Raw genomic sequence first — 25,768 nt, 5'->3', positions numbered from 1 at the left:
CAGCACCCCTTAAATTTCTGACTGCGAAATTACAATTATTTTTGAATTAATAGGCTTTATTATTTTTATCAACGTAAAAGTACGATTTCCCATCTTTTGAAACCTCGAACAGATGGGCTGTTTTCCAGGAGAGGTTGGCTTTTATATCATTATAAACAAAAGGAATCACGATCTTATTTTCTTTGTTCACTACGCCAAATTTATTGTTCATCACGGCAATGATCATTGGATTACTCCTGTCACTTTCCAGCACATGCAGCAGCTGATATTGCGGATAGATATCAAAATCCTTGTAACCGCCCACGTCTATGTCATCTTTGCTCACAAGCCCATACATCCCGTTGAGTATAAAAGCTTTGTATTGATGCAGCTCATAGGGTTGAGAACATTTCCCAAGATCAGATTTTTTGTACTGATAGACGCGTTTCCCCTTTTTATTGATCCTGTAGGAGATCAGATTCTTTTCCACCGTTGCATAATCGGAGGAGCCAAAAACCCTGGCGTTTTTATTCGGAGAATTCAGGAGATTACAATCCTCAGAAAAGAACATTGCGATATGATACTCCGGCGCAATCATCACTTTTCCATTTTGATCAACATAACCGGATTTCTGATCGATCTTTTGGGGAATTAATGAAGGCAAAAGCGCTTCATCCATCTGACTAAAAGCTGCAGAGAAACAGCCTATAAAAATTAAGCTAACAAGTTTTTTCATCATATTTTTTTTATAAATGAATTATAAAATCTTTATAAAAGTCTGTGTTTTTCAGCAACGAAAATACAAAAACTATTATTAATACAACAAAGACAAATACCTTACTCGTCACACAACGCTTAAGCCTACTTCTTAGTTTTTGATTTTTAGAAAAATTCAGCAGAAGACAGATCACCAAAAAAAGGATGGCAATGATGAATAAAGGATTGTACTTAAAGGCTTCCAAGAATCTGAAATGCAGCAACTCATGAAAAGCTCTCTGCACACCACATCCAGCGCACTCATATCCAGTGATGGTCTTGAGTGGACATTTTAGAAAATAGGCACTTTTTGATGGATCAATAAAAAAATACAGACCAATTAAACAGACAAAAAAACCACAAAAAACAATTTGGCTTCTATTATTTTTAATTAAACTACTGATTTTCAACTTCACAACAACAAACGACTTGATTTTGTAAAGTAAAAATTAATTTGATTAAATTAAACATTATAGAAAAATTAAATCTAATTTATTTTGAATCTAAATTAATCTAACCATTTAAAAGCGTATAATTTCGTAAATTTGCTCGGTTTGCGAAGAATGAAAACTCTCGGGCAGCTAATACTTCTTTAAAAGCCAAATGCAACAACCAATAATGTAGAATTATAATTGAAATGATTAGCAATCACCTATAAATCTACGCTTAACATTAAAAAGAATTTCTATTTATGAATATTTATCAGGATTACATCCAAGAGATTGAAGAAAGAAGAACCCAAGGCCTTCACCCGAAGCCAATTGACAGTGCAGAGTTACTGAGCGAGATCATCTCACAAATCAAAGATTCTGAACACACACACAGGGAAGACTCTCTTAACTTTTTTATTTACAACGTTTTACCAGGCACCACAAGTGCAGCGACTGTCAAGGCGAAGTTTTTAAAAGAAATCATCCTTGGACAATCTGAAATAGTTGAAATTGCTCCAGCTTATGCTTTCGTATTACTATCTCATATGAAAGGTGGTCCTTCTATCGAAGCACTATTAGATCTTGCTCTTGGTACGGACGAAAATATTGCCAAAGAAGCAGCAACCGTTCTTAAAACACAGGTTTTCCTTTACGAAGCAGACACAGACCGTTTGAAAGAAGCATTCAACAACGGAAATGAAATAGCAAAAGAAATCATTGAAAGCTACGCACAGGCAGAATTCTTCACAAAACTTCCCGAAGCTGCGGAAGAAATAAAAGTAGTAACATACATCGCTGGCGAAGGTGATATCTCAACAGATCTATTGTCTCCGGGAAACCAGGCACACTCTAGATCAGATCGTGAACTTCACGGTAAGTGTATGATGACGCCAGAAGCTCAGAAAGAAATCCAAGCTTTGCAGGCACTGCACCCTGACAAAAGTGTGATGCTGATTGCTGAAAAAGGTACAATGGGCGTTGGATCATCCAGAATGTCTGGTGTAAATAATGTGGCACTTTGGACAGGTAAACAAGCAAGTCCTTACATCCCTTTTGTAAATTTCGCACCAATCGTAGGTGGAACAAATGGGATTTCTCCAATTTTCCTAACTACTGTTGACGTGACTGGTGGAATTGGTATCGATCTTCAAAACTGGGTGAAAAAACTAGATGCCGAAGGTAATGTAATCCGTAATGAAAACAACGAACCCATCCTTGAGGAAGTTTATTCTGTAACTACAGGAACAGTTCTTACTATTAATACAAAGACTAAAAAATTATACAACGGCGATCAGGAACTGAAAGATATTTCTAAATCTTTCACGCCACAAAAGATGGAATTCATCAAAGCGGGTGGTTCTTACGCTATCGTTTTTGGTAAAAAATTACAGACTTGGGCTTCAAACATTTTAGGAATAGAAATCCCAACCGTTTATGCGCCATCAAAAGAAATTACTAAAGAAGGTGTTGGTCTTACGGCTGTTGAAAAAATATTTAATAAAAACGCTGTTGGTTTAGCGCCAGGAAAAGTGCTGCACGCTGGTTCTGATGTTCGTGTAGAAGTTAACATCGTTGGTTCTCAGGATACAACTGGTTTGATGACCGCTCAGGAATTGGAATCGATGGCGGCAACAGTTATTTCTCCTATCGTTGACGGTGCTTACCAATCTGGTTGTCATACCGCTTCTGTTTGGGATAAAAAAGCTCAAGCAAACATTCCTAGATTGATGAAATTTATGAATGATTTTGGTTTAATCACTGCGCGCGACCCGAAAGGTGAATACCACGCAATGACAGATGTTATTCATAAGGTTCTGAATGATATTACCATCGACGAATGGGCAATCATTATTGGTGGAGATTCTCACACAAGAATGTCTAAAGGTGTGGCGTTCGGAGCTGACTCAGGAACTGTTGCATTAGCATTGGCGACTGGTGAAGCATCTATGCCGATTCCGGAATCTGTAAAGGTGACTTTCAAAGGCGATATGAAGCAGCATATGGATTTCCGTGATGTGGTACACGCAACTCAATTGCAGATGTTGCAGCAGTTTGGTGGAGAAAACGTCTTCCAAGGTAGAATTATCGAGGTTCACATCGGAACACTTCCTGCGGATCAAGCATTTACATTCACTGACTGGACTGCAGAAATGAAAGCAAAAGCTTCGATTTGTATTTCTGAAGACGATACTTTGATTGAATCATTGGAAATTGCGAAAGGCAGAATCCAGATTATGATAGACAAAGGAATGGACAACCACAATCAGGTTCTTCAGGGATTAATTAATAAAGCAAACAAGAGAATTACAGAAATTAAATCTGGTGAAAAACCAGCTTTAACACCAGACTCTAATGCTAGTTATTACGCAGAAGTAGTTGTTGATCTTGATATTATTGTTGAGCCAATGATTGCTGACCCGGATGTAAATAACGAAGATGTTTCTAAAAGATACACGCACGATACCATCAGAGATCTTACTTTCTATGGCGGAGACAAAAAAGTAGATCTTGGCTTCGTAGGATCTTGTATGGTTCACAAAGGCGACTTGAAAATCGTTTCTCAAATGTTGAGAAATATTGAAAGAAAAAATGGTAAAGTGGAATTCAGCGCACCGCTTGTAGTTGCTGCTCCAACTTACAACATCATCGATGAATTGAAAGCGGAAGGCGATTGGGAATTACTAGAAAAATATTCAGGTTTCGAATTTAATGACAATGCTCCGAAAGGTGCTGCTCGTACAGAATATGAAAATATGATGTATCTGGAGCGTCCCGGTTGTAACCTTTGTATGGGTAACCAAGAAAAAGCCGAGAAAGGAGACACTGTTTTGGCAACTTCTACAAGACTTTTCCAAGGAAGAGTGGTTGAAGATTCTGAACGTAAAAAAGGAGAATCTCTATTGGCTTCTACACCAGTTGTTGTACTTTCTGCAATTATGGGAAGAATCCCAAGCATTGAAGAATACAAAGAAGCAGTGGAAGGTATTGATTTAACGACTTTCGTTCCGTCTATCAAAGAATTGGTAACTGTGGGTCATTAATAGATTTTAAATTTTAGTCGAAAGACTTTTTTAAATATAAAATGGAAGATTTCTTTTGGAAGTCTTCCATTTTTTGTTTAGAACGCTTCCAGATTAAAATGACCCGATTTTTTTTACTCAATTTTAAAAAACAAGACTTCATTTTTGCTTAACTTGATAGTTGTAAATGATAGTCATCATTCATCACATTCATTCTGTCTTTGACCGTGTAGGAACAGTATTTGATGACGTACATTGATATAAACTTTACTTTTAAACAAAGGAAAAAGTAATTCATAAAGAACAAAAATAAAATCGAGATATGACTTTTGACTTAGAGATGATCAAAAAAGTTTATTCTGACTTCGAAGCCAGAGTGAACGATGCAAGAGCTTTCATGGGAAGACCTCTTACCTATTCCGAAAAAATCCTATGTGCACATTTGGACTCCAAGCAAGTAAAAGAAACCTTCAAGCGCGGAGAATCTTATGTAGACTTCGCACCAGACAGAGTGGCAATGCAGGATGCAACAGCTCAAATGGCGCTTTTGCAATTTATGCAGGCCGGGAAAAAGAAAGTCGCTGTCCCGTCAACCGTTCACGCAGATCACCTGATCCAGGCAAGAGTTGGCGCCGCAAAAGATTTGATTGAAGCTGAAAACAAAAACAACGAGGTCTATCAATTCCTTCAATCTGTTTCTACCAAATATGGCATCGGATTCTGGAAAGCCGGAGCTGGGATCATCCACCAAGTCGTTTTAGAAAATTACGCTTTCCCTGGCGGGATGATGATAGGAACCGATTCCCATACCGTTAATGCTGGTGGACTTGGAATGGTTGCCATTGGCGTTGGTGGAGCGGATGCTGTGGATGTCATGGCAGGAATGGCATGGGAACTGAAATTCCCGAAAATGATCGGTGTCAAACTGACAGGAAGACTAAACGGTTGGGCGGCAGCAAAAGATGTCATCCTCAAAGTAGCCGGAATCCTTACCGTAAAAGGAGGAACCGGAGCCATTGTAGAATATTTCGGAGAAGGTGCAGAATCACTTTCTTGTACCGGAAAAGGAACCATTTGTAATATGGGTGCAGAAGTTGGAGCAACCACATCAATCTTCGCTTACGATAACAATATGAGCAAATATCTCCGTTCAACAGACAGAGAAGATTTGGCCAATGCCGCTGATGCCATTGCTCACGTTTTGAAAGCTGATCCAGAAGTTTTGGCAGAACCAGAAAAATATTTTGACGAAGTGATTGAGATTAATCTTGATACGTTGGAACCTTATCTTAATGGTCCATTTACGCCAGATCTGGCAACGCCTATTTCTCAAATGAAAGAAATAGCTGATAAAAACGGATGGCCAACAAAAATAGAAGTCGGATTGATTGGCTCTTGCACCAACTCTTCTTATGAAGACATCGCAAGAGCAGCTTCTGTTGCGAAACAGGCCAAAGAAAAAAATCTGGAAGTAAAAGCAGAATATACCATTACACCAGGATCTGAACAAGTAAGATTCACCGTAGAAAGAGATGGATTTCTGAAAACTTTTGATGAAATCGGCGGTAAAGTTTTCGCCAACGCTTGCGGACCGTGCATTGGACAGTGGGCTCGTGAAGGTGCTGATAAACAAGAGAAAAACACCATCGTACACTCCTTCAACAGAAACTTCTCCAAAAGAGCAGATGGCAATCCAAACACTTATGCTTTCGTAGGTTCGCCAGAATTGGTCACTGCTTTGGCAATTGCAGGAGATTTGACCTTCAATCCTTTGACAGACCAACTTAAAAACAAAAATGGCGAAATGGTTTTTCTTGATGAACCAAACGGTGATGAACTTCCAAGATTAGGGTTCGATGTGGAAGATCCCGGTTATATTGCACCAGCAGAAGATGGTTCTAAGGTAGAAGTGGCGGTCTCTCCAACATCAGACAGACTGCAGTTGCTAGAACCTTTCACACCTTGGGACGGCAAAAATATCACTGGTGCAAAACTTCTGATCAAAGCGTACGGAAAATGTACAACCGATCATATTTCTATGGCTGGACCGTGGCTGAAATACAGAGGACATCTTGATAATATTTCCAACAATATGCTGATTGGTGCTGTAAACGCCTTCAATATGGAAACCAACAATGTCAAGAACGAAGAAGATGGACAGTACAAACCGGTTCCAGATTCCGCAAGACAATATAAAGCAAGCGGCGTTCCTACCATCGTAGTTGGTGATGAAAATTATGGCGAAGGTTCTTCCAGAGAACACGCTGCCATGGAGCCTAGACATCTGGGCGTAAGAGCTGTTTTGGTCAAATCATTTGCCCGGATCCACGAAACCAACCTCAAAAAACAAGGGATGTTGGGGATCACTTTTGCAGACAAAGATGACTATGATAAAATCCAGGAAGACGATACGATTAATTTTCTTGATCTGGATCAATTTGCACCAGGAAAACAAATATCATTAGAATTTCTTCACGCAGACGGAACCAAGGACGTTATTATTACAAACCACACGTACAATGCAGGACAAATTGCCTGGTTTAAAGCAGGATCTGCACTCAATCTTATTAAATTAATGGAAAAGGAAAACTAATTGCTTCTTTTTTTCATAGAAAATGCCTCCTGAGCTGGAGGCATTTTTTTTCATATTCTAATTTTACAATTATTAGAACTTTTACATTTACTAAAAATTGGTACCGCCTTCCATGATTATTTTTTGATAAATGAACCCGCTTTTTCGCCATTTACTATAACCAAATAAACACCAGTAGATGCATTAGAAGGGATTGCAACTTCTATTCTGTTTGCCCCAGCTATAGCTTTTGCAGAAGTCGAAACTATCTTTTTCCCAGTAACACTTATTAATTGTATGTTTTTCACATCAGCAATAGCGCTATTGAAAACGATGGTCGCTGTATTTGTATCTGCAACTACTTTATAAATTGGTACTGTTGTCGTTTCTGCCATTTTTCCTGCCGCAGAAGTTCCGCCGCCAACTCCTACTGCATTCCAAGCGTTTTTTACCTGTGAATATTCATTGCTTGTAGCGCCGTAAAGATCCGCAGCTGCCTGAAGAGAATAGGTTCTCGCATTCAAATAATTTGAAGCCGAGGTAAGGTAAGTAGCCAAAGTTCTGTATGCAATAGCTGCAGACTTGGTCAATCCCACTCCTGTTACGCTGTACGCAAAACCTTTATCATTGGTTCCGGATCCGCCATTTGTCAATAAATAATACCAATAATTTAGCACACCAGAATTGGTATGCACACCACAATTATCATTTGCAGAAGATGGCGTACATCCTACGACATTCACCCAATATGTACCAAGGTATGTATCTGGCTGCTGATAAGCGTTAGGATTTGCCATATCACGAATAACATAGTTGAAATCCTCACCCAATTTCCAACTGGCTTTTGTAGGTCTTGCCCAAAACTCTACACTATTACCGAAAACATCAGAGAAACCTTCATTCAGCGCACCTGATTCTTTCTGATAAGCCAAATTTGCAGTGAATGTCGTTAACCCGTGTGTGATCTCGTGACCACAAACATCCAACGCAGTCAGTGGCTTGTTGCCATTGACAGAACTGCCGTCACCATAAGTCATCCTTGTACCGTCCCAAAACGCATTAAAGTAACTTCTGGAATAATGAATGTAAGATTTGATGGCAAAATTATTATTATCAATACTTTTTCTTCCAAAATTAGAAAAATAGAAATCCAGTGTTTTTTCTGCACCGTAATGTGCATCCGTTGCGTACTGATCAAGAGTTGTATTCACATTATTCCAAGTGTTATCAGTATCCGTAAAGTCCACAGCTTTGGCGTAACTGGTACCCTTTTTCAGATTATAAGTCTCTACTGCGGCACCGCCATTTCTGCCACTTTCACGCAATCTGTAAGAAGTTGCGCTTATTTTATCAGCAACAATGGCCTGTGTCCCACTGTATGCTGTAACCGCGGTTCCAGGCGAGTTGGTTTCTTTGATGATAGAATCTGTTCCTAAAATAGCGCCCGTTTTGGCATCTACAAAAACGTATTGTCTGCTCACTGGTGCTTGTGCATAAATATCAAATTTATAAGCCAAAGTCATTTTTTTTACATCTAGATCAGAAGGATCAAAGTAATACACCAATTTTGCATTGGGATAAAATGTAGCATTTTCATTTTTCGATTCAGATTTCAAAAATTTTTCTTCCTCAGCATCTTGCCATTTGTAAGATTCGGCTCCGATAAAATTCAAAGCATTGGACAGCGCGATTTGCTCGCTGATCCCTTTTTGCTTTGCTAATGAGGCATTTCCTTGTGTTACATTTTTCACCCACACCCCATTCTGAGCTATTATTTTCCCATCTTTTACATGAACATTCACAATGCCATACTCTACAGGGATTCCGTTTATGGTTTGCTGAAATCGGGAGGTTTCAACACCTAAAGCATCTTTATCAGATTTAATTTTAAAACCCTCTCCTTGCGAAACATTTTTGCCCGCTTCATCATACAATACAGGCAAGTTATTGAAACTTGGCTCTTTTCCTTTATTGAATCTTACATTCTCAGGATAAAAACCATCTTTTCCTGGTGTCACTTTTGCTAAAGAATTCTGAGCAAAAAAATGTGCTGAAAGAAACATCGCAGCAACAATCGTAGATTTGTTTTTCATAAATATTACATGTTTGATTATCTAACCAAAATTAAAAATATTTTATAACAAAAAACATTATTTATTAAATATTTATCAAACAAAAAGCAACTATAGTATTTAAGCCATAATACAACAACAGCATAAAACTAGAATTCAACTTATTAAAAAGATTCGTCTAAAACAAATAATAAACTAAAAATAAATTACAATTTCAAATTAAACCAATCAATCCGATCGAAAAAAATGACTATTTTATCTTAAAACTATTCAAGCACGCAAGCATTAAAATAAATATCAATATTGATGCTTTCAAGACCCGAAGCTTATTGATTATCAATTTAAAACATCCTACAGATCTCATAAGTAAACATCCATAAAACAATAAAAAAAACCCGAAAGGAAAACTTTTGGGTTACGGCAATCACATTTTTTTGAAATAGTGATTTTAAACTTTATTCTCTTGAGATTCCTGCCTGCAAAACTTGGACTCAAATCTCTGTTTCCACATCTGTTTCACTTTGTCTCTTTCTTCCTCGGTTCCGCAGAATCTGGATTCTAATTTCTGTTTCCACATTTCCCCATCATCATGCCCAAACCGTTTCCGATTTCTAAATTTCTCTTTTGCATTGGCCAATCCTCCAAATAATATTTTGGAAATCACCAAAATCCCAAGAGACTGCCAGTAAGTAATTGCTTTCACGCCCAAAACATCAGGCAAAACGATATTCCAAAGCCATTGGAAAAACCAAATAAACAATCCTATTGCGACAATCACGCAAGGAAGTGCTAACCAAAATTTCTTTTTATGCTTGTTCATTTTCTTAAAATTAATTTTTCAAATCATTATAAAGCCGCTGCATCTTTTTACGCAAATGTTTGACCGCATAAGACTTTCTACTGATAATTGTTTTGATGTTTTCACCTTCTGCATCTGCGATCTCCTGTAGGGTTTTATCCTCCAGCTCATTTTGAACATACACCCTTTTCTGCTTTTCTGGCAACTCTTCCAGAGCCTTCATCAGCTCTTCCCAAAAAAGATCTTTGAACATCCCGACCTCAGGATTATTGCTATCATCCGCTAGAAGAATGTCTTTCACATTCAGTTCACCGTCTTCGTCCTGATAGACAAAATCTTCCAGAGATTCTGTTTTCTTCTTGCGGTAACTGTCGATGATTTTGTTCCTTGTGACAGAGTAGAGCCAGGCTCCGACATTTTCCAACTCATTCAGATTGGTAAGTCGGCTGGTTTGAAACCAGACTTCCTGTAGAATATCTTCTGCATCCTCCGTCTTTGCCACTTTAGAATTGATAAAGCGCAAGAGTTGGGAGCCGTAATTTTTTACGACTTCTGTAATAGATGCAGATCTAGTTTCGGTCATTTGCAGTAAAGATAGCGCGTCCATATGAATATGACGCCACGCGAGATGTTTTACTTTAAAGTTTATTGATATATCTTTGATCAGGGCGACGGCCGGGCTATCCAGGGGTTTCGTCTTGTGAAAATCCAACGCCTATTCCTGGCTTTTTCACAAGACCGCTCGTCTGGCTCGCGCCCTTACTATCCCTGTCGCGGCGGCGGCATCCGAGAGAAATATTTTACATCAAAGGCACTCTCATCAATTCGTTTTTCGCAAAGATGATAGAGTTGGAAGGTACATTTCTTGAGATCACGCAATTGGCGCCGATGATGCAGTTATCACCAATGGTTACCCCTTTGAGCACTGTCACATTGCTGTAGATCTTCACATTTTTCCCTATGATGATTGGCGCTGTATTGAATTTACTTTTGTACCATACATATTCCGGTTTGGTATCGAACGCGTGATCGTGATCATAAAATTTACAACCCTCGGCAACACAAGTGTCCTCGCCCAGTTCTATTTTCTCCAGACAGTTGATGGAAATATAATGACTAAGGTCTACATTGTTACCAAAGATCAAATGGCCACCTTTTCTGATTCTGATGGCTGTGTGATCTCTCCAGATGACATTTTTCCCAATCTCGAATTTCGCATTATCATCCAATTCAAAAACAGAAGCCTTCCCCATTCTAAGATCCGAATGTAGCGTCACTCCGGAATGAGCATTGAGGACGCTAAAAGAGTAGAGTTTCTCAATTTTTGCAATTGTTTTGGGAATCAGATTGAGTATTTTATATATTAGATTCATCATACCTGTTTAGTTCTAAAGTGTGCCAGAATCTACAAATATCTCCTGACCCGTGATAGATTTAGAGCGTTCGTCTGACAGAAACAAGACGGTTTCTGCAACGGATCTCATATCGGTTTCCTTTTTCAAAGCGGTCCTTTTGAAGATCCTGTTTTTGTGTTCAGCAGTTAACTTGGCATTCATTGCGGTTTCCATATAACCTGGAACTACAATATTGGACCGGATGCCTCGTTCGCCCCATTCTCTGGAAACATTTTTTGAAAATGACTGCAGAGCACCTTTTGAGGCCGCGTACATTGATAAGCCTTTGTAACCAGTGTGCGCACTGATGGATGAGATATGAATAATGCTTCCCGCAACCCTGTTGTAAATCATATTTCTTATGGCATACTTTGTCAGAAACATCGGAGAATAAAGATTGACATCGAACATTGTTTTCAAATCATCATAATTGAGATTCGTCACAATATCATCGTAAGCTGTTGCGGCGTTGTTGATCAAAACATGGAGCGGAATCTGATTGGTCACAAAATCCCTGAAAACAGACTGTTTGATGTCTTGCGGATTTGACAAATCAAAAACTTTCAAGAAAAGATGGTCGGGATATTGTTTTTCCAAAGCTTTCAAAGCTTCGGATTCTGTTCTGCTGATGCCATAGACCGTATGTCCTTTCTCCAGAAACAACTGACTCATTTCTAATCCGACGCCTCTGGAAACGCCAGTAATTAATACATTCATACGATTTTCTTTTTTCCGGTTCTTGTCAATTCTATTTTTTCTACGAAGCTAATTTTCCTTGGAATTTTGAAATTTTGAATTTTCCCATTCAGAAAATACCGGATGTCTTGTTCTTTCAATTCTGAGTCTGGGAGCAATTCTACATCACAGCAGATGATGTTTCCAAGCACCGCATTTGACTTCCCAAACACCCTTACATTCCTGATCTTTGGATGCTTCGTGAGTTCATCTTCTACCTCGTACGGATTCACTTTGTAACCACCAACATTGATCAATTCGTTTTTTCTGGAGGTAAATCTGAATTTTTTTTCCTCCTCACCAATCCATTCTACAAGGTCACCTGTTGCGTAGAAGTCGTCTATCAAAGTGAGCTGAGTCGTTTCCCCGAAAAGATCTTTATGAATATACAACTCGTCCTCCACTACTTTTACCAAACCAATGTGCTTATCTTGAACTACAAATTCGTCACTCTTAGAAGAAAACAGAGGTCCTGTTTCCGTAGAGCCGTAAACATTGTTGATCCTTGCATTCGGGAAATATTTTTCGACTTGTGAGATCAGATAATTATCAGATTTTTCGCCGCCAATCGTGATTTTTATGACAGAATCAAAAGACTGATGAAGAGGCAAAAGCAATCTGTAAAAAGTGGGTGTTGAGGAAAGATTTGTGATTTTATATTGATCAATGGCCTTGATCACGATCTCTTTCGGCTCCATAAAAACGTTGACCAAAAGATTTCGATTCAGAATGGCCTGAAAGAAAACCTGAACACCGGCAACATGCGTAGGATTGAAGGCAAAACCCCAGACATCGTTTTTCCTTTCTTCAGAAACATTGATTTTCCTAATCAGATTGTTCAGCGGATGCGTGAATTTTCTCGTGAAACCTGTCGTCCCCGAAGTAAAAAGCGTAATCTCAGAAAGGGAATACCGCACAGAAGTAACCAATTCTTCAACAGAATGTAATTTCTTAGGCTGCGGCACCCTTACCAATTGGTTGATTTCCAGATTATTGGTTGCGATTTCTTTCTCAGAAAGGTCAGAATCCATCAACGCGATATGTCTGTCATTGACCAAAGCGAAGATCCAATTCAGAAAAAAGGATTTCAGATCCGGATAAATGTAGCAATCTGTGTAGGCATTGGAAGAATTGATATGTTGCAAGATCTCTTGGTAAGACAAGGAAATATTGCGGTCTATGAGGAAGAACATTACAGTTTGGCGTAGATTTCATTAACCGAGTTTACCAAACCGTCTTCGAAAATATCGATTCCGAATTCCTCTTCAATTTTTACAGTAAGTTCTGCCAAATCAAAGGAATCAAAGTTAAGATCTTCTCTGAGCATTTGTTCCGGGTTTAGTTCCAAAACAGCATCCTCAAATTTATTTATTTTTATAGAATTGATTATATTGAGTAATTTTTCTTCCATCTTTTTTTTGTGTACGCAAATTTACAATTATTTCTGTTTTAAAATAAATTATTTAGAATAAATCGCTACGCAATGTATCAAGACTCCAATTTTAATAAGAATTCGGACTTGTACGTTTCACCTAGTGACACTTCTTTTCCAGTAGTCAGCATAACACACCTAATGTCTATTTTATTAATTTTATCAACATGGAGGATGAATGATTTATGCACCCGTACAAAGTGGTATGGTCACAGATGTGCCAAAGATTTTAAAGTTTCAAGGACGATATATTCCTGATTTTCGGTTTTGAAGTTCACATAATCCTTGATGCTTTCTCCATAGAGGATTTCAACGAAATTGATCTTATGTTTTGTTCCGGACGATTTGACAAAGAAATAATCACTTGCTAAAGTTTCATTATCCGAACATCTTTCCTGCGCTTTCAAAGCACTTTTTTCGAAACGGCCAAACGAAATAGGCTTCAGAAGACAATCGATGACTTGCATCGGGCTTTCCAGCTAACCGTTTTCTTTTTCCAATGGAATGAAATCTCTCTCCAAATCCTTCGTGTTGTATCTTAATAACTGGCTCCGTCCTTCTATCGCTGGCAGCGCTTTTTCAGATTTCTGACAAACCAGAGAGTAGATATCATTAAGTGTATTGAACATAAAATGCGGATTGATTTGGGTCTTCAAAGCCTGTATATTTGCTTCATACAAATCAACGCAACGGTGATCAACATCTTTTGACAGAGATTTTGTGGTGAGCTGTACTTTGAAGACAGCACACAACTGATGAATAATTATTGAGATGGCAGAAGTTTCCGCCCGAGCGTGAATTATACTTTTGGGAACAAGAAACAACTCAGTAAAAAAAATATCAACTTCGAAGAAAAAAACAGGGTACCATAGACTTAAAATGTAACAAATTGAAAGACCGACAGTCTAATTAGGGTACAAACTTCACTATGAAAATCAAATCTACGCTTGTTGTCAGTCTTTTATGCACCAGTCAATTTTACTTTTCACAAGAAACGCCGAAAAAGGAAAGCGAAAAACAAATCGAAACGGTTACGATTGCCAAAACCAAAAAAGCAGTAGAACAAAAAGCAGACAGAACCATTTTTGATTTCTCGGACCAAGCCTATCTCACCACAGGCAATCTGAGCGAAGGGCTGAAAAAACTTCCCGGACTCATCATCTCAGATGTTGCCGGAATGATGTATCAGGGGAAACAATTGGATGTTTACATGGACGGCCGACCGCTCAATATAGGCAGTAACGATCTTAATACTTATCTGGAAGGTATGCCAGCCAATTCTGTAGAGCGTGTAGAGGTCATCACACAACCAGGTGCCGAGTTTCCGGCCACTTCCGGCGGCGCTATTATAAATATCATCACCAATAAAAATGCTAAAAACTACCTATCTGCGACCTATTCCGGAAGATATTCTTTCACCAATGATGATCAATGGCGAAACAGAACCAACAACTCCCTTCTCCTGAATGCAAAAAACAGATACTTTGGTTGGCAGCTTAATTTTGGACAAAACTATCGTGAAAATTACACCAATAGTGTGACCGATGCCATTGCACAGGTGTTCAGCGAAAGAATCCAGCGGGGCTATTTCCTGAAATCTGCTGTTACTTTTGACATTGGAAAAGATCGTTTGCTAGTGAATTATGACGTGGGTAAGAATAATAATGACAATCAAATCCATAGTTCCGGGTACTATCCTCAATTAGACAGCAATCTACCAACTACCATTGTAGATTACACCACACGTGACCAGACCAACAACGAAAACCTCCGTCAGGAAGCCAGTGCAACCTACCAGATAAAATTCAATAATAAAAGTAAGAAACTGGATATCAATGCAACTTATAATCGTTTTGACACAGACTTTCAGCAGAACGGCGTGCGCCGTGAAAACAATGCTCAGACCAATTATCCTTCAGCAAACAGTTCACAGCAAGATGTAGGAACATTACGAATGGACTACTCACAACCGATCAAATTATTAGATGAAGGAAAATTATCATTCGGAGGAATCTATGAAAAATTAAACTTCGAAGCGTTCAACGGCAGTTTTACCAATCTGGATTACAGCAGACAAACCGCGTCGTCTTATCTGGAACTACAGACAAGGCTGAAAAAATTTGATTTCATTCTTGGTTTAAGGGCAGAAGATTATGACATTTCTGGAACTACAAAAAACACTGTGGAGAATGAGATTACGGAATCTGAATTGACGCCGTTCAAGCAGTTCAGATTTTTCCCTAATGCAACAGTTCAGTACAACTTTGCCAAGCAGGTTTACTTGATGCTGAATTACAATAAGAAAATCCAGCTTCCGAATATCAATTCATTAAATCCAAACAATACCAATTACCAGAACGGAAGCATTCAGTTTGGCGGAAACCCGAATCTCCAGCCTACGGTTTTTAATAATTTTGAAGCGAAGATTTCTGCCTTTGATTATGCATTCGTAGGTTATAACGTCAGCGTAGCGAGTAATCAAAATGCGCAGATTGCAGAGAAATTTTATCCTGATGCGAACAACAAAATAATTGACGGGCGAGATGCTTTCACCCTCAGAAACAGTTTTGTGAATCTTTCGGAAATGAGAATCCATAATTTTAATTTCGGCATGCCCATTCCTTTTATGCTATTCACGAAAGGCGTTTCTGAAACGTTGAAAATGAACATCAATCCTGATACTATGAATTTCCTTTATGTGTATGCAGCATATCAGGTGCATGACATTCCTGATTTTAAGGCAAAAGGATTCTGGACTTATAATCTGATGGCACAACTGATCCTGCCTCAGAAAATTAAATTTGTAGCGACTTACAATAACATGACCAAGGGAAACTGGTTCTATTATTTTATGGAAAAGCCTTGGTATCACAGTTTGGATCTCACGGCAACCAAAAAATTCATGAAAGACCAGCTGAGTGTTTCCATCTTTGCAAACGATGTTCTTAAAACCCAGGAAAATGCAGTACGTTCTGTTTACAAAGACGGCCCTATTTTCTTAGGAAACCGTTTCGATGCGCAGAACTTCGGGATTTCCTTTAACTACAAGATTCCCACCCGAAACAAGCTTGCCAAAGAAAACCCGAACTTGCTAAAAAAAGATAAACAGGACGATGGCGCAGGCATCGGTTTGCAATAATTACAACAAATCTGTCACAAAAAAGCCGCTAGACAAAATTCATCTTTCGGCTTTTTCTATTAGGACTCACAAGCTTTCCAAACCGCATCATTCTGAGGAACTGTTGCTGTGATCTCCATATTTTCTTTGGTCACCGGATGAACAAAATTGAGTTTTCTGGCGTGCAGAGAAATACCGCCATCCGGATTGGAACGTGGTGCCCCGTATTTCAAATCACCTTTTATCGGAACGCCTATTTTTGAAAGTTGTGCCCGGATCTGATGATGACGACCCGTTTCCAAATCAATCTCCAGTAATTGATAATTATCCAAAGTCCTGATCACGTGGTATGTCAGGATTGATTCTTTTGCGCCATCTGTTGGCTTTACGAATACAGTGGCTTTGTTCGTCTTCTCATTTTTCTGAAGATGGTGAACCAGTCTTTGGGATTTTGGGATCATTTCTTTCGCCACAAGTGCCCAATATGTTTTTTTGACTTCGCGGTCTTTTACCATCACAGTCAACCTGGAAAGTGCTTTGGACGTTTTGGCATAAATGACTAATCCGGAAGTCGGTCTGTCTATCCTGTGAACCAAACCCAGGAAAACGTTGCCTGGCTTATTGTCTCTTTTTTTGATAAAATCTTTGATCAGTTCCAGCAAAGACAAGTCACCCGTCTTGTCACCCTGAACGAGCTGTCCGGCTTTTTTGTTGATGACCATCATATGGTTGTCCTCGAAAACGATTTGATCTTCAGAAAAATCCTGATTCATAAGTGGTTATTAATTATCAAATAATACATTGTGCTAAAGGCCCTAACAGACGCAGTCCGACTTGAGTGGAAATCCTTTTTTTCCTTGGACTTCAGGTTCTGTGGGACTAGAAATCGCCTGCAAAAAAGATGGACTCCGTCGAACCACTCCGTTAGGTTTGGGAACGGAAGGCGGAAAAGCTGCCATAAAAACCTTAATCCCTGGAAACTCTCTGTCTGTTAAATACAGAAACGATAACGCCGGTAAATAGCCCAATGGTTTTGATCCTTGCAAACTGGGAATCGAATGGCAAAAATGCACCAACGATGCATAGGCCAGCCGCAATGTACATCAGATATACAAACTTTTGATTGAGAAAAGACTGTGCCTGAAACACAAAACTAAGACCTATCAGGACATAAAAAAACCGTTGGTAAAGCAAGTCCGTGATCTCCGGGGAAAACAGGTTGAACCAGCCTACAGCAAGGCAGATCAATGCCAGAATAGATAAAACACCTTGTATGGTATTGGAATTTTTCATTGTTTTTAAATTTTATTTTTTAGTTTGCTTAAAAAGCCATTTTGGGATCTCATCTACCAACTCGGCAGAGAGAATATTGTTGTGGTATTTGTCCTTGTACTCCCAAAGAAAGACATTTCCTTTGGTTTTCATTTCGTCAAAAAACCTGAAATTACTTTGCGGCAAATTGTCCGTATCCAGACTTCCGTGGATGAGCCAAATGGGCAGTTTCGTCAATTGATCCATTTTGTCAAACTGAGAAATTCCGGAAACATTGATGGCTGCTGCAAAAAGATCTGGTCTTTTGGAAATCGCATTGGACGTCGTAGATCCGCCCATAGAAAATCCGGTGATGTAAATCCGGTTGGGGTCTATATTATGATGAATGATCAAGGAATCAATGGATTTCAAAACGAGATCGAGATGGGCATTGGATTGAGAAGCTTTTACATTTATGGTTTCATCGAGATGATAATTGGAAGAACGGATCGGAAACTGAGGCGACAGAACATAGGACGGATGGTTTTCCCTATTCTCCGGAAGCAGCCACATCTTGGACAAAATGCCCATTTGCGCGGTATTATTGGTACCAATGGCTCCAGAACCATGGAAAACCAGGATCAAAGGATACTTTTTGGCTTGATCATTATTTTTTGGCTTTAACAATCGGAAACGGACTTCTGTTTCTCCTTCTTTTAAATTGCCAGCTTTGAAATCTGAATAGTCAAGTTTTTTGATTGCCTTAATTCTTGCCAGACCTTTTAGTGAATCTTTTTTGTCATAGATCTCTGTTCTAATTCCGGATTTTGTTTGACAAATGCAGGAAAAAACTGAGATGATAATGACAACAAATGATAAGAATTTAGTAATTTTCTGAACCATTCTGAATGTTTTAAAATTAAAAACCCTTTCAATGTTTTGATGAATGAAAGGGTTTGATATGTTCTGAAATATAGGATTAATAACTTTCTTTCTCATTTGGAAACTCAGAACTTTTCACATCTTTCACGTATTGTGAAACAGCACCGGTAATTTCTGTGTACAGATCAAGGTAACGTCTTAGGAATTTTGGAGAAAAACCTTGGTTCATCCCAACCATATCATGGTAAACCAAAACCTGCCCATCACAATCCTGCCCTGCTCCGATCCCAATGGTCGGAATCGAAATACTCTCCGAAGCTTTTTTCGCCAACGCTGCTGGGATTTTTTCGAGCACTATAGCGAAGCAACCCAATTCTTCCAAAAGTTGACAATCACTGATCAATTTTTCTGCTTCTGCATCTTCCTTGGCTCTTACTTTATAAGTACCGAATTGATAAATACTTTGCGGCGTCAATCCGAGATGTCCACAAACAGGAATTCCCGCATTGATGATTCTCCTGATAGACTCTTCAATCTCTTTGCCTCCTTCTACTTTGATTGCGTGCGCACCGCCTTCCTTCATCATTCTTACCGCAGATTCCAAAGCTTTTTCCGGATGACTTTGATAAGTCCCGAATGGTAGATCTGCTACCACCAACGCTCTTTCCACGCCACGCACCACACATTGTGTGTGGTAGATCATCTGATCCAGCGTAATGGGCAAAGTGGTTTCGAAACCAGCCATTACGTTTGCTGCCGAATCGCCGATCAAAATAGAATCGACACCGCCAGCATCTACCATTTTTGCAGTGGTGTAATCGTAAGCCGTCAGCATTGTGATCTTTTCCTTATCGAATTTCATTTTGCGCAAGGTCTCAGTGGTGATCTTTTTAATCTCGGAGTGTACAGACATAGAATTATTAATGATAAAATATTAATGATCAATGATAACCATTAATAATGATTGATAAAGTAAGATTGATAATTTATTTCGAATGACGAATTGCAAATCAATTATCATTCATCGATTATCATTTATATAACGACGTGACCTAGCTTGATCAATTTGTCGCGGTTTAAGATTTTGATATTTCTGCCTTCAACAGAGATCAGACCATCTTGTTTGAATTCGGAGATTAAGCGGATGGCGCTTTCTGTAGCAGTTCCTATCAGATTGGCAATCTCTTCTCTCGTCAAAGAAATTTTGATAAAGCCTTCCGGATCCGTTCCTAGCTTTTGTTCCAGTAAAATAAGGATTTCTGCTAATCGCTCCCTCACCGTTTTCTGTGCCAGAAAAGTGACGGTATTGGCAGATTCTCCTAACTCGTAGGCAATTTTCTGGAGCATTGCGTAAGATAATTTGGAATCAACCTGCAGCAAATGAAGAAAAATATCGCCAGGCAGAAACTGAACTTTCATAGGCGTCATCGCTTCGGCATTGGCCTGGAAATTTTCACCACAAAGCAAAGAACGGTAACCTATCAAATCATTTTCTTTGCAGAATCTGAGAATTTGGTCTTTTCCATAAACGCCTGATTTTGATAGTTTTGCAGTTCCATTTTCGATAAAATAAACACCTTTCGGAGATTCTCCATCTTCAAAAACGACTTCACCTTTTGCAAATTCCAAAACTTTAAGTGCTTTTTCATACACTTCAAAATCTTCAGGATTAAGACTTTTTCGCAAAGAATCTTTATGGAAAGCTTTCGAGAAATTTTCTTCGATAACCAATTGTTGTTCAAGAGACATACCTATGATATTTGTCAGCAAAAATAAGACTTTTTACCGCTACATACCAATATTTTTGACGTAATTTTGTCATCCAAATATCTGAGTACTTTTTAATGGCAGAACCATGTTTTCACTGCGGGCAAAATATCGATAAGGAACAAATTCTTTTTGATGAAAAATTGTTTTGCTGCAACGGTTGCCAATCGGTTTATGAAATCCTTAATGTTCATAATCTTGATAATTTTTACAATATCAATAAGCGTTCTGGCATAAAACCCAACAACGAAAACAATTCACAATTCGATTATCTTGATACGCCGGAAATCTCTAGCAAAATTGTAGACTTCTCCGAAGGCGGCACCACGCTTGTGACCTTCAAAATCCCTGTCATCCATTGCTCCTCTTGTATTTGGCTTCTCGAGAGCCTTCATACGATCAATAAGAGCATCAAGTATTCCCAGGTCAATTTTACCAGAAAAACAGTCCAGATTTCTTTTAAAGAAGACGAACTGAAGCTGAGCGAACTGGCAAAATTCCTAACCAATCTTGGCTACAAACCAGTGATCAACCTGGAAACTGCTGATAAAAAACACGATACACTCGACAAAACGCTCCTCATCAAACTTGCGATTGCGGGCTTTGCATTTGGGAACGGAATGTTCTTCAGCTTTCCGGAATATGTTTCTGGAGATGACGTCTGGTTCCATTCCTACAAACACTTGTTTAGGGTCATTTTATTTGTGCTGGCGACGGCCGTGGTGTTCTACTCCGCTTCCGATTATTACAAATCTGCGTGGTATGGTTTGAAAAATAAAATTATCAACATCGACGTCCCGATTGTTTTAGGAATTTTCGTCCTTTATGGCAGAAGTATTTATGAAGTCGCGACAGACTATGGCCCTGGCTATTTCGATACGCTATGTGGATTACTATTTTTTATGCTGATGGGGAAAATGTTCCAAAAGAGAACCTACAACACACTTTCCTACGACAGGGATTACAAATCTTTCTACCCCATTGCGGTTACCAAGGTGGACTTCGACGGCAAGCAGGACAATATTTTACTTTCAGAACTGGCCGTTGGAGACCGTATTATGGTCAGAAATCAGGAGATCATACCCGTTGATTCTATTTTGATTAAAGGTGAAGGCAACATAGACAACAGCTTTATTACGGGAGAATCTGCTCACATTTCCAAAAAACCAGGTGATAAGATTTTTGCGGGCGGTAAGCAATCGGGCTCTGTTTTAGAACTGGAAGTGATCAAAAGCGTAGATCAAAGTTACCTGACACAACTTTGGAACAAAGAAGCTTTCAAAAAATTCGAAACCGGACTTGACACTTTAACAAATACAATCAGCAAATACTTCACCTTCATTATCTTAGCCATCACACTTCTTGCCGGAATCTATTGGGCAAGAATCGATATGAAAAAAATGTTTCAGGTGGTTTCAGCGATTTTGATTGTGGCTTGCCCGTGTGCCTTGGCATTGTCTGCACCGTTCACTTTTGGTCACATTATGAGGATTTTAGGTCGGAATAATTTCTATGTAAAAGATACTTTGACCATTGAAAGACTGGCGAAAATAGACACTTTGGTTTTCGACAAAACAGGAACCATTACTGAAAGTAAAAAATCCAGCATCAATTATGTTGGAACTGAGATCGAAGCTTTTGATTTGAAAAATATCAAGTCGCTTTTGAAAAACTCAAACCATCCGCTTTCCAAATCGCTTTATCATTTTATTGAGGTTAATGATGATTATTTTGAAGTGGAAGATTTTGTAGAAATTTCTGGAAAAGGCTACGAAGGAAAAGTCCGAGGAACGCTTTATAGGATTGGTTCCGCAAGCTTCACAGGCGAGAAATCGCAGGATCTGGAAACGGCGGTTTACATTAAAAAAGATGAGACCTTCGTTGGGAAATTCACTTTCAAGAACGAATACCGAAGCAATCTGTCTGCACTTTTCAGCCATCTGAAAACTTACAGAATCCATATTTTGAGTGGTGACAATCCTTCAGAAAAATCAATTCTGGAAAAACTGATTCCGACTGTTTCTGAGATGAAATTCAACCAGAATCCGGAAAACAAGCTGGATTACATCAAAGAACTTCAGGACAAAGGACAAAAAGTTGCAATGCTCGGCGACGGATTGAATGATGCTGGCGCCTTGAAACAGAGCAATGTTGGAATCGCAATTTCGGATGACAGCAATTCTTTCACACCCTCTTCCGACGTGATTATGAATGGTGAAAAAATCCCAGATTTGGATAAATTTTTGGCACTTGCGAAAGACGCCATCACGATTGTAAAAATCACATTCATAATAAGTTTGTGTTACAATGTTGTCGGTGTAGGATTTGCAGTTACTGGAAATATGCACCCACTTTTTGCGGCGATTTTTATGCCGATAAGTTCTATAACGGTGGTAACATTCACGACACTTTCCACGTGGTGGAGAAGTACTAAGTATTTTAAAATTTAATTGCTTTTATTCTTCCAATACTCAAGTTGTTCCTCCAAAATTTTAATTCTGGCTTCGTATTGCCCTATTAATTTTTCTGATAATTGATTAATTGTGGAATTAATAGCCAAAGCAACTCCCCCTTTTTGTTCAGAATTATTCTGACTTATATTACCCCCACTCAAAAAATCCAAAATATTCATATCTAGAATTTTTGCTATTTTTTCTACTTGAGAAAAATCGGGATTACTTTTATCGTTTTCAAAATTAGAATACGCCTTTTGTGATACACGAAGATTGTCAGCCAGATATTCCTGAGTGAAATTTTTCATTACCCTTGCTCTTTTCAGTTTTTCGCCTAATGTCATATTGGAAATATTTTCTCAAATTTCCATTTTTACTTAGAAAAATAATACACATGACAGTAATTTATGATATAAACTGTATGAAATTTAGTTGATATATTTGTGTAAAACAAATTTTAAAATAAAACGTCTATGAAAAAAACTCATCTATTATGGTTTGCTTTCGTGGCATTCCTTATGTTAGGTTGTAGAAGTGAAAATCTAACATCTGATGATTCTTTTACCAATCAGCAAGCTCAACAGTTCCGTGTCGTACCAAAATCAGAAATCCCGCACATCATCAGTACCTTGCAAGAGGCAACAGACAATTTCAAAGTGCCTTTGAAAAATCATCAGTCGATACAAGGGAAGGCAGAAACCATATTCGGAGATATTAAAAACTGATTATATTATAGAAACTCAAAATGATGGTGCGAATTTTTACATATTTCCAGTACTACCAAATAAGGTTACTGACACATCGGAAACTTATAATCTGGAGATCAAAACTACCACAGACGGAAATACTGTAGAAAATGCAAACATCGTGGTTTACAAGCCACTGAAGATTGGTTGATTAATGGTAATGACAACTACTCTTTATTTTCCGGTAATATAAGCACTTACTCATTAGATGGAAGCTTAGAAACATCTATTGATTATCTTGCTGGTAATGGAGGGTGTACACCGCCGCCTTGCCCTGATTGCCCAACCATCCCTCAAGGCCCAGGTGGCGGAACCGATGGTGGTGGCACGCCGGGCGGCGGATGGACTGGTAACGGATCTGGCGGCTCGGGTGGCGGCACAGGAGGCGGAGGTGGCGACACTGGCGGTGGCGGAGGTGGCGGATATTGCACTACAACCTTACGATGTGCTGAGGACGAAAATGGAGTTTTAAAATGTTGGATGGAAACAGTTTGTACTGGAGCGAAAACCACTGGAGCTTTACGCCAAGCTGTGGCGGAGGTGGCTCTGGTGGCGTGATTACAGTCTATATACCTTCCGTTTATCTCAACAATACCTTAACAGCCATCAATAATTCTTATGCTCTTACTACGGCTGAAAAGAATTTTTTAACCAATAATTCGGCAATTACATCAAATCTTGCTAACTATATAAGAGCCAATAACAACCAGCAAGGTGCTGCTACAATCAAATGGGCAATTAACTATTTAAGCCAACCTCAAAATAGCCAAATTGCCACCTATTATAATCAAAATTCAGTAAATTTGAAAAACATCCTTTTCAATGATACTAATTTGAATGATGCAGATAATATTGCCACCAAAGTTGCTGTTGCTAATGTAATAACAGATTTTTTAAGAGCTAAAAGCAGTGGCAATATTGATCAAATACTTAGTACCAATAATCTAATAAGTTGGGATCAGATAAAAATAAATATAAAAAATTATGTTAAAAGCAAAATCCCTGACGCTGTAAGAATGGGCAAAATGGTGTATTCTTTTTTCAAAGAAAACATCCCAGACACAAAGATCAACGCACTAAACCAAAATTACATAGATCCTTTAAGAAGTTATGTTCAAGCCAACGGAAATGTTAACACGGATGTGCATACAATGAAATGGAAAGACATAGTGGCCTGTTGGCTTTTTGAATTGGGAGATTTTCCCATAAACAATTCTACGGGACTTGGGACAATGCCAACGATAGGATTTGCTGGCGCAGACTATACAATATCAGGCATCCCCAACCAGTTAAACCAAATGAGATATCTATCTGCTCACAAAACATTGAGCAATGGAAGCTTTTCTTCTGGCCCAGTTATGCAATTAAAAAATGATGCTATTAATCAAATAAAATTTCAAAATAATCTATCTCCTTTAAATGGAGAATGGATATTTAATTTCGATGCGGGTGTAGATACTATTAAGAATCTTGATGGTTTTCAATTTACATTGGGGTCTTACCAGACAACAGTTCATATAACCGCTTTAGGAAACAACCAATACAAGTTGACCTTTGTTGTGAAGAACAAAACCGGCTGGACATCTGGAACAAGAGGGCTTAATGATAATGATAATAACCCGAATAATGACAGCGGTTTCCCTGATAAGCCAATAGGAACAGGAATCCATCTTGGGGGTACTATCGGGCAAACGTTTGGCTGGTATGAGATTGTAACTGTACCTTAAATAATTTTATGAGAAATATTATTTTATCAGGATTATTAATCACAACTCTTTTGAGTTGTGATTTTGGCCCTAAAGGTGCTTTAAATGAAGATTTTGAGGAATTTGACAGAACAAAAGATTTACCATTTAGGGAATTAATAGGAGAATATGAATTAGATAAAGATTCGAAAAAAAGATATAATATCAGTGATACAGCAAATCTTAGAATAAACATTGTAAAAGACACATCTTTTATAGTTCGAAATATAGTTAATTACAAAGACCGAACAATAATATATAATAAAACTAAATATAAAACAGGATATGTAAACAATTATAAAGACAAACACCCAAGTCTTTTTTTTAATTTATTTTCGAAAGACTTCAATGGTGGGGGGACAATTAATCTTTATTACCGAAAAAGAGATAGTGCAATAGCCTTATATATTTACACTCCAGTTGTAGAAGCTACTAAAGAAAATAATATGCAGTATATCGAGGGAGATTATCTAAGGTATATAAAAATAAAAGATAGTAGCAAGAAATAATGACAGTATAATAACCCGTAGTGCATTATAAAAAAGGTTACTCATAATACGAAAATTTCGTATATTGTATTGACTATCAATCTAATACGTTATGAATAACCTAGATG

Annotated in this window: 25 protein-coding genes and 1 pseudogene; 8 read left to right on the top strand and 18 right to left on the bottom strand. The window is 38.4% G+C overall.

The features are described from left to right. Positions 1-46 precede the first annotated feature (46 nt). Positions 47-718, bottom strand: a complete 672-nt coding sequence (locus F564_RS0107815) for a WG repeat-containing protein (RefSeq protein WP_051259604.1) — start codon at positions 716-718, stop codon at positions 47-49. Positions 719-725: 7 nt separating this feature from the next. After that, on the bottom strand, positions 726-1,151 hold the full coding sequence (locus F564_RS21195) for a DUF2752 domain-containing protein (protein ID WP_394330630.1): 426 nt from the start codon (positions 1,149-1,151) through the stop codon (positions 726-728). A 275-nt stretch (positions 1,152-1,426) separates the two neighbouring features. Between F564_RS21195 and F564_RS0107805 the strand changes: the two genes are divergently transcribed. Both F564_RS0107805 and F564_RS0107800 read left to right on the top strand, forming a co-directional pair. Next, a complete protein-coding gene (locus tag F564_RS0107805; RefSeq protein WP_028122142.1) occupies positions 1,427-4,207 on the top strand; it encodes a bifunctional aconitate hydratase 2/2-methylisocitrate dehydratase in 2,781 nt (926 codons plus the stop codon). Positions 4,208-4,508: 301 nt separating this feature from the next. Beyond that, positions 4,509-6,779: an aconitate hydratase gene (locus F564_RS0107800; RefSeq protein ID WP_028122141.1), complete on the top strand. Its 2,271-nt coding sequence runs from the start codon at positions 4,509-4,511 to the stop codon at positions 6,777-6,779. A 116-nt stretch (positions 6,780-6,895) separates the two neighbouring features. Here F564_RS0107800 and F564_RS18920 read toward each other — a convergent pair whose 3' ends face one another. From F564_RS18920 to F564_RS20925, 10 genes and pseudogenes are all read right to left on the bottom strand, one after another. Next, positions 6,896-8,851 (bottom strand): M4 family metallopeptidase, encoded by a 1,956-nt coding sequence (locus tag F564_RS18920; protein WP_051259603.1) that lies wholly within the window; start codon positions 8,849-8,851, stop codon positions 6,896-6,898. A gap of 427 nt (positions 8,852-9,278) precedes the next feature. Further along, positions 9,279-9,650, bottom strand: coding sequence for a hypothetical protein (locus F564_RS0107790; RefSeq protein WP_051259602.1), 372 nt, complete (start codon positions 9,648-9,650; stop codon positions 9,279-9,281). Positions 9,651-9,660: 10 nt separating this feature from the next. Beyond that, entirely contained in the window at positions 9,661-10,212 is a 552-nt protein-coding gene (locus F564_RS0107785) for an RNA polymerase sigma factor (RefSeq protein WP_228373880.1), read from the bottom strand. A gap of 217 nt (positions 10,213-10,429) precedes the next feature. Next, positions 10,430-11,005, bottom strand: coding sequence for an acyltransferase (locus tag F564_RS18915; RefSeq protein ID WP_084406791.1), 576 nt, complete (start codon positions 11,003-11,005; stop codon positions 10,430-10,432). A 12-nt stretch (positions 11,006-11,017) separates the two neighbouring features. Continuing rightward, positions 11,018-11,740 (bottom strand): SDR family NAD(P)-dependent oxidoreductase, encoded by a 723-nt coding sequence (locus F564_RS0107775; RefSeq protein ID WP_028122138.1) that lies wholly within the window; start codon positions 11,738-11,740, stop codon positions 11,018-11,020. Beyond that, positions 11,737-12,951 (bottom strand): ANL family adenylate-forming protein, encoded by a 1,215-nt coding sequence (locus tag F564_RS0107770; protein WP_028122137.1) that lies wholly within the window; start codon positions 12,949-12,951, stop codon positions 11,737-11,739. Before F564_RS0107770 ends, F564_RS0107775 begins: the two co-directional genes overlap by 4 nt. Further along, positions 12,951-13,169 (bottom strand): acyl carrier protein, encoded by a 219-nt coding sequence (locus F564_RS0107765; RefSeq protein WP_028122136.1) that lies wholly within the window; start codon positions 13,167-13,169, stop codon positions 12,951-12,953. Before F564_RS0107765 ends, F564_RS0107770 begins: the two co-directional genes overlap by 1 nt. A gap of 77 nt (positions 13,170-13,246) precedes the next feature. Further along, a pseudogene (locus tag F564_RS20935) lies at positions 13,247-13,384 on the bottom strand (DNA-binding response regulator); the annotation flags it as partial. Between the two features lie 15 nt (positions 13,385-13,399). Further along, positions 13,400-13,657: a LytR/AlgR family response regulator transcription factor gene (locus tag F564_RS20930; RefSeq protein WP_051259600.1), complete on the bottom strand. Its 258-nt coding sequence runs from the start codon at positions 13,655-13,657 to the stop codon at positions 13,400-13,402. Positions 13,658-13,669: 12 nt separating this feature from the next. Next, positions 13,670-13,942: a histidine kinase gene (locus F564_RS20925; protein ID WP_228373878.1), complete on the bottom strand. Its 273-nt coding sequence runs from the start codon at positions 13,940-13,942 to the stop codon at positions 13,670-13,672. A 176-nt stretch (positions 13,943-14,118) separates the two neighbouring features. Here F564_RS20925 and F564_RS0107750 point away from each other — a divergent pair, with 176 nt between their 5' ends. After that, positions 14,119-16,329, top strand: coding sequence for a TonB-dependent receptor domain-containing protein (locus F564_RS0107750; protein ID WP_154656823.1), 2,211 nt, complete (start codon positions 14,119-14,121; stop codon positions 16,327-16,329). A gap of 59 nt (positions 16,330-16,388) precedes the next feature. Here F564_RS0107750 and F564_RS0107745 read toward each other — a convergent pair whose 3' ends face one another. The 5 genes from F564_RS0107745 to F564_RS0107725 all read right to left on the bottom strand — a co-directional run bounded on the left by F564_RS0107745 (position 16,389) and on the right by F564_RS0107725 (position 20,190). Beyond that, complete coding sequence (locus F564_RS0107745; RefSeq protein ID WP_028122133.1) at positions 16,389-17,081, bottom strand: RluA family pseudouridine synthase; 693 nt, start codon at positions 17,079-17,081, stop codon at positions 16,389-16,391. A gap of 193 nt (positions 17,082-17,274) precedes the next feature. Next, positions 17,275-17,601, bottom strand: coding sequence for a hypothetical protein (locus tag F564_RS0107740; RefSeq protein ID WP_028122132.1), 327 nt, complete (start codon positions 17,599-17,601; stop codon positions 17,275-17,277). Positions 17,602-17,613: 12 nt separating this feature from the next. After that, positions 17,614-18,462 carry a carboxylesterase family protein gene (locus tag F564_RS0107735; RefSeq protein WP_228373877.1) on the bottom strand — a complete coding sequence of 283 codons (849 nt, stop codon included), beginning with the start codon at positions 18,460-18,462 and terminating at the stop codon, positions 17,614-17,616. 76 nt (positions 18,463-18,538) lie between these two features. Further along, the gene (panB, locus tag F564_RS0107730; RefSeq protein WP_028122130.1) at positions 18,539-19,354 is read right to left on the bottom strand and encodes a 3-methyl-2-oxobutanoate hydroxymethyltransferase; all 816 of its coding nucleotides are present in this window, start codon (positions 19,352-19,354) and stop codon (positions 18,539-18,541) included. A 122-nt stretch (positions 19,355-19,476) separates the two neighbouring features. After that, positions 19,477-20,190 carry a Crp/Fnr family transcriptional regulator gene (locus tag F564_RS0107725; protein WP_028122129.1) on the bottom strand — a complete coding sequence of 238 codons (714 nt, stop codon included), beginning with the start codon at positions 20,188-20,190 and terminating at the stop codon, positions 19,477-19,479. A gap of 95 nt (positions 20,191-20,285) precedes the next feature. Between F564_RS0107725 and F564_RS0107720 the strand changes: the two genes are divergently transcribed. Continuing rightward, positions 20,286-22,658, top strand: a complete 2,373-nt coding sequence (locus F564_RS0107720; RefSeq protein ID WP_028122128.1) for a heavy metal translocating P-type ATPase — start codon at positions 20,286-20,288, stop codon at positions 22,656-22,658. Here the strand turns inward: F564_RS0107720 and F564_RS0107715 are convergent. Further along, a complete protein-coding gene (locus F564_RS0107715) occupies positions 22,655-23,005 on the bottom strand; it encodes a helix-turn-helix domain-containing protein (protein ID WP_028122127.1) in 351 nt (116 codons plus the stop codon). The two genes, F564_RS0107720 and F564_RS0107715, sit on opposite strands and share 4 nt — an antisense overlap. A gap of 129 nt (positions 23,006-23,134) precedes the next feature. On the opposite strand from F564_RS0107715, the gene F564_RS0107710 reads away from it, so the two are divergent. The 4 genes from F564_RS0107710 to F564_RS0107695 all read left to right on the top strand — a co-directional run bounded on the left by F564_RS0107710 (position 23,135) and on the right by F564_RS0107695 (position 25,661). Next, complete coding sequence (locus F564_RS0107710) at positions 23,135-23,386, top strand: hypothetical protein (RefSeq protein WP_028122126.1); 252 nt, start codon at positions 23,135-23,137, stop codon at positions 23,384-23,386. A gap of 168 nt (positions 23,387-23,554) precedes the next feature. After that, positions 23,555-23,965, top strand: coding sequence for a hypothetical protein (locus tag F564_RS20175; RefSeq protein ID WP_076605661.1), 411 nt, complete (start codon positions 23,555-23,557; stop codon positions 23,963-23,965). Continuing rightward, complete coding sequence (locus F564_RS0107700) at positions 23,881-25,134, top strand: hypothetical protein (RefSeq protein WP_028122124.1); 1,254 nt, start codon at positions 23,881-23,883, stop codon at positions 25,132-25,134. The genes F564_RS20175 and F564_RS0107700 overlap by 85 nt, the downstream gene beginning before the upstream one ends. 8 nt (positions 25,135-25,142) lie before the next feature. Continuing rightward, the gene (locus tag F564_RS0107695; protein ID WP_028122123.1) at positions 25,143-25,661 is read left to right on the top strand and encodes a hypothetical protein; all 519 of its coding nucleotides are present in this window, start codon (positions 25,143-25,145) and stop codon (positions 25,659-25,661) included. Positions 25,662-25,768 lie beyond the last annotated feature (107 nt).

The organism is Epilithonimonas tenax DSM 16811 (genome assembly GCF_000428485.1).
Lineage (GTDB): Bacteria > Bacteroidota > Bacteroidia > Flavobacteriales > Weeksellaceae > Epilithonimonas > Epilithonimonas tenax.
This window is presented reverse-complemented; position numbering and strand designations above follow the sequence as displayed.

Excerpts from the sequence above, each read along its gene's own strand:
- F564_RS0107750 (WP_154656823.1), top strand. The coding sequence starts at position 14,119 with ATGAAAATCAAATCTACGCTTGTTGTCAGTCTTTTATGCACCAGTCAA.
- F564_RS0107805 (WP_028122142.1), top strand. The coding sequence starts at position 1,427 with ATGAATATTTATCAGGATTACATCCAAGAGATTGAAGAAAGAAGAACC.
- F564_RS0107770 (WP_028122137.1), bottom strand. The coding sequence starts at position 12,951 with ATGTTCTTCCTCATAGACCGCAATATTTCCTTGTCTTACCAAGAGATC.
- F564_RS0107700 (WP_028122124.1), top strand. The coding sequence starts at position 23,881 with ATGTTGGATGGAAACAGTTTGTACTGGAGCGAAAACCACTGGAGCTTT.
- F564_RS0107695 (WP_028122123.1), top strand. The coding sequence starts at position 25,143 with ATGAGAAATATTATTTTATCAGGATTATTAATCACAACTCTTTTGAGT.
- F564_RS0107800 (WP_028122141.1), top strand. The coding sequence starts at position 4,509 with ATGACTTTTGACTTAGAGATGATCAAAAAAGTTTATTCTGACTTCGAA.
- F564_RS0107715 (WP_028122127.1), bottom strand. The coding sequence starts at position 23,005 with ATGACATTAGGCGAAAAACTGAAAAGAGCAAGGGTAATGAAAAATTTC.
- F564_RS20930 (WP_051259600.1), bottom strand. The coding sequence starts at position 13,657 with ATGCAAGTCATCGATTGTCTTCTGAAGCCTATTTCGTTTGGCCGTTTC.
- F564_RS0107740 (WP_028122132.1), bottom strand. The coding sequence starts at position 17,601 with ATGAAAAATTCCAATACCATACAAGGTGTTTTATCTATTCTGGCATTG.
- F564_RS0107785 (WP_228373880.1), bottom strand. The coding sequence starts at position 10,212 with ATGACCGAAACTAGATCTGCATCTATTACAGAAGTCGTAAAAAATTAC.
- F564_RS0107765 (WP_028122136.1), bottom strand. The coding sequence starts at position 13,169 with ATGGAAGAAAAATTACTCAATATAATCAATTCTATAAAAATAAATAAA.
- panB (WP_028122130.1), bottom strand. The coding sequence starts at position 19,354 with ATGTCTGTACACTCCGAGATTAAAAAGATCACCACTGAGACCTTGCGC.
- F564_RS0107815 (WP_051259604.1), bottom strand. The coding sequence starts at position 718 with ATGATGAAAAAACTTGTTAGCTTAATTTTTATAGGCTGTTTCTCTGCA.
- F564_RS0107735 (WP_228373877.1), bottom strand. The coding sequence starts at position 18,462 with ATGGTTCAGAAAATTACTAAATTCTTATCATTTGTTGTCATTATCATC.
- F564_RS0107720 (WP_028122128.1), top strand. The coding sequence starts at position 20,286 with ATGGCAGAACCATGTTTTCACTGCGGGCAAAATATCGATAAGGAACAA.
- F564_RS0107745 (WP_028122133.1), bottom strand. The coding sequence starts at position 17,081 with ATGAATCAGGATTTTTCTGAAGATCAAATCGTTTTCGAGGACAACCAT.
- F564_RS0107775 (WP_028122138.1), bottom strand. The coding sequence starts at position 11,740 with ATGAATGTATTAATTACTGGCGTTTCCAGAGGCGTCGGATTAGAAATG.
- F564_RS0107725 (WP_028122129.1), bottom strand. The coding sequence starts at position 20,190 with ATGTCTCTTGAACAACAATTGGTTATCGAAGAAAATTTCTCGAAAGCT.
- F564_RS18915 (WP_084406791.1), bottom strand. The coding sequence starts at position 11,005 with ATGATGAATCTAATATATAAAATACTCAATCTGATTCCCAAAACAATT.
- F564_RS0107790 (WP_051259602.1), bottom strand. The coding sequence starts at position 9,650 with ATGAACAAGCATAAAAAGAAATTTTGGTTAGCACTTCCTTGCGTGATT.
- F564_RS0107710 (WP_028122126.1), top strand. The coding sequence starts at position 23,135 with ATGAAAAAAACTCATCTATTATGGTTTGCTTTCGTGGCATTCCTTATG.
- F564_RS18920 (WP_051259603.1), bottom strand. The coding sequence starts at position 8,851 with ATGAAAAACAAATCTACGATTGTTGCTGCGATGTTTCTTTCAGCACAT.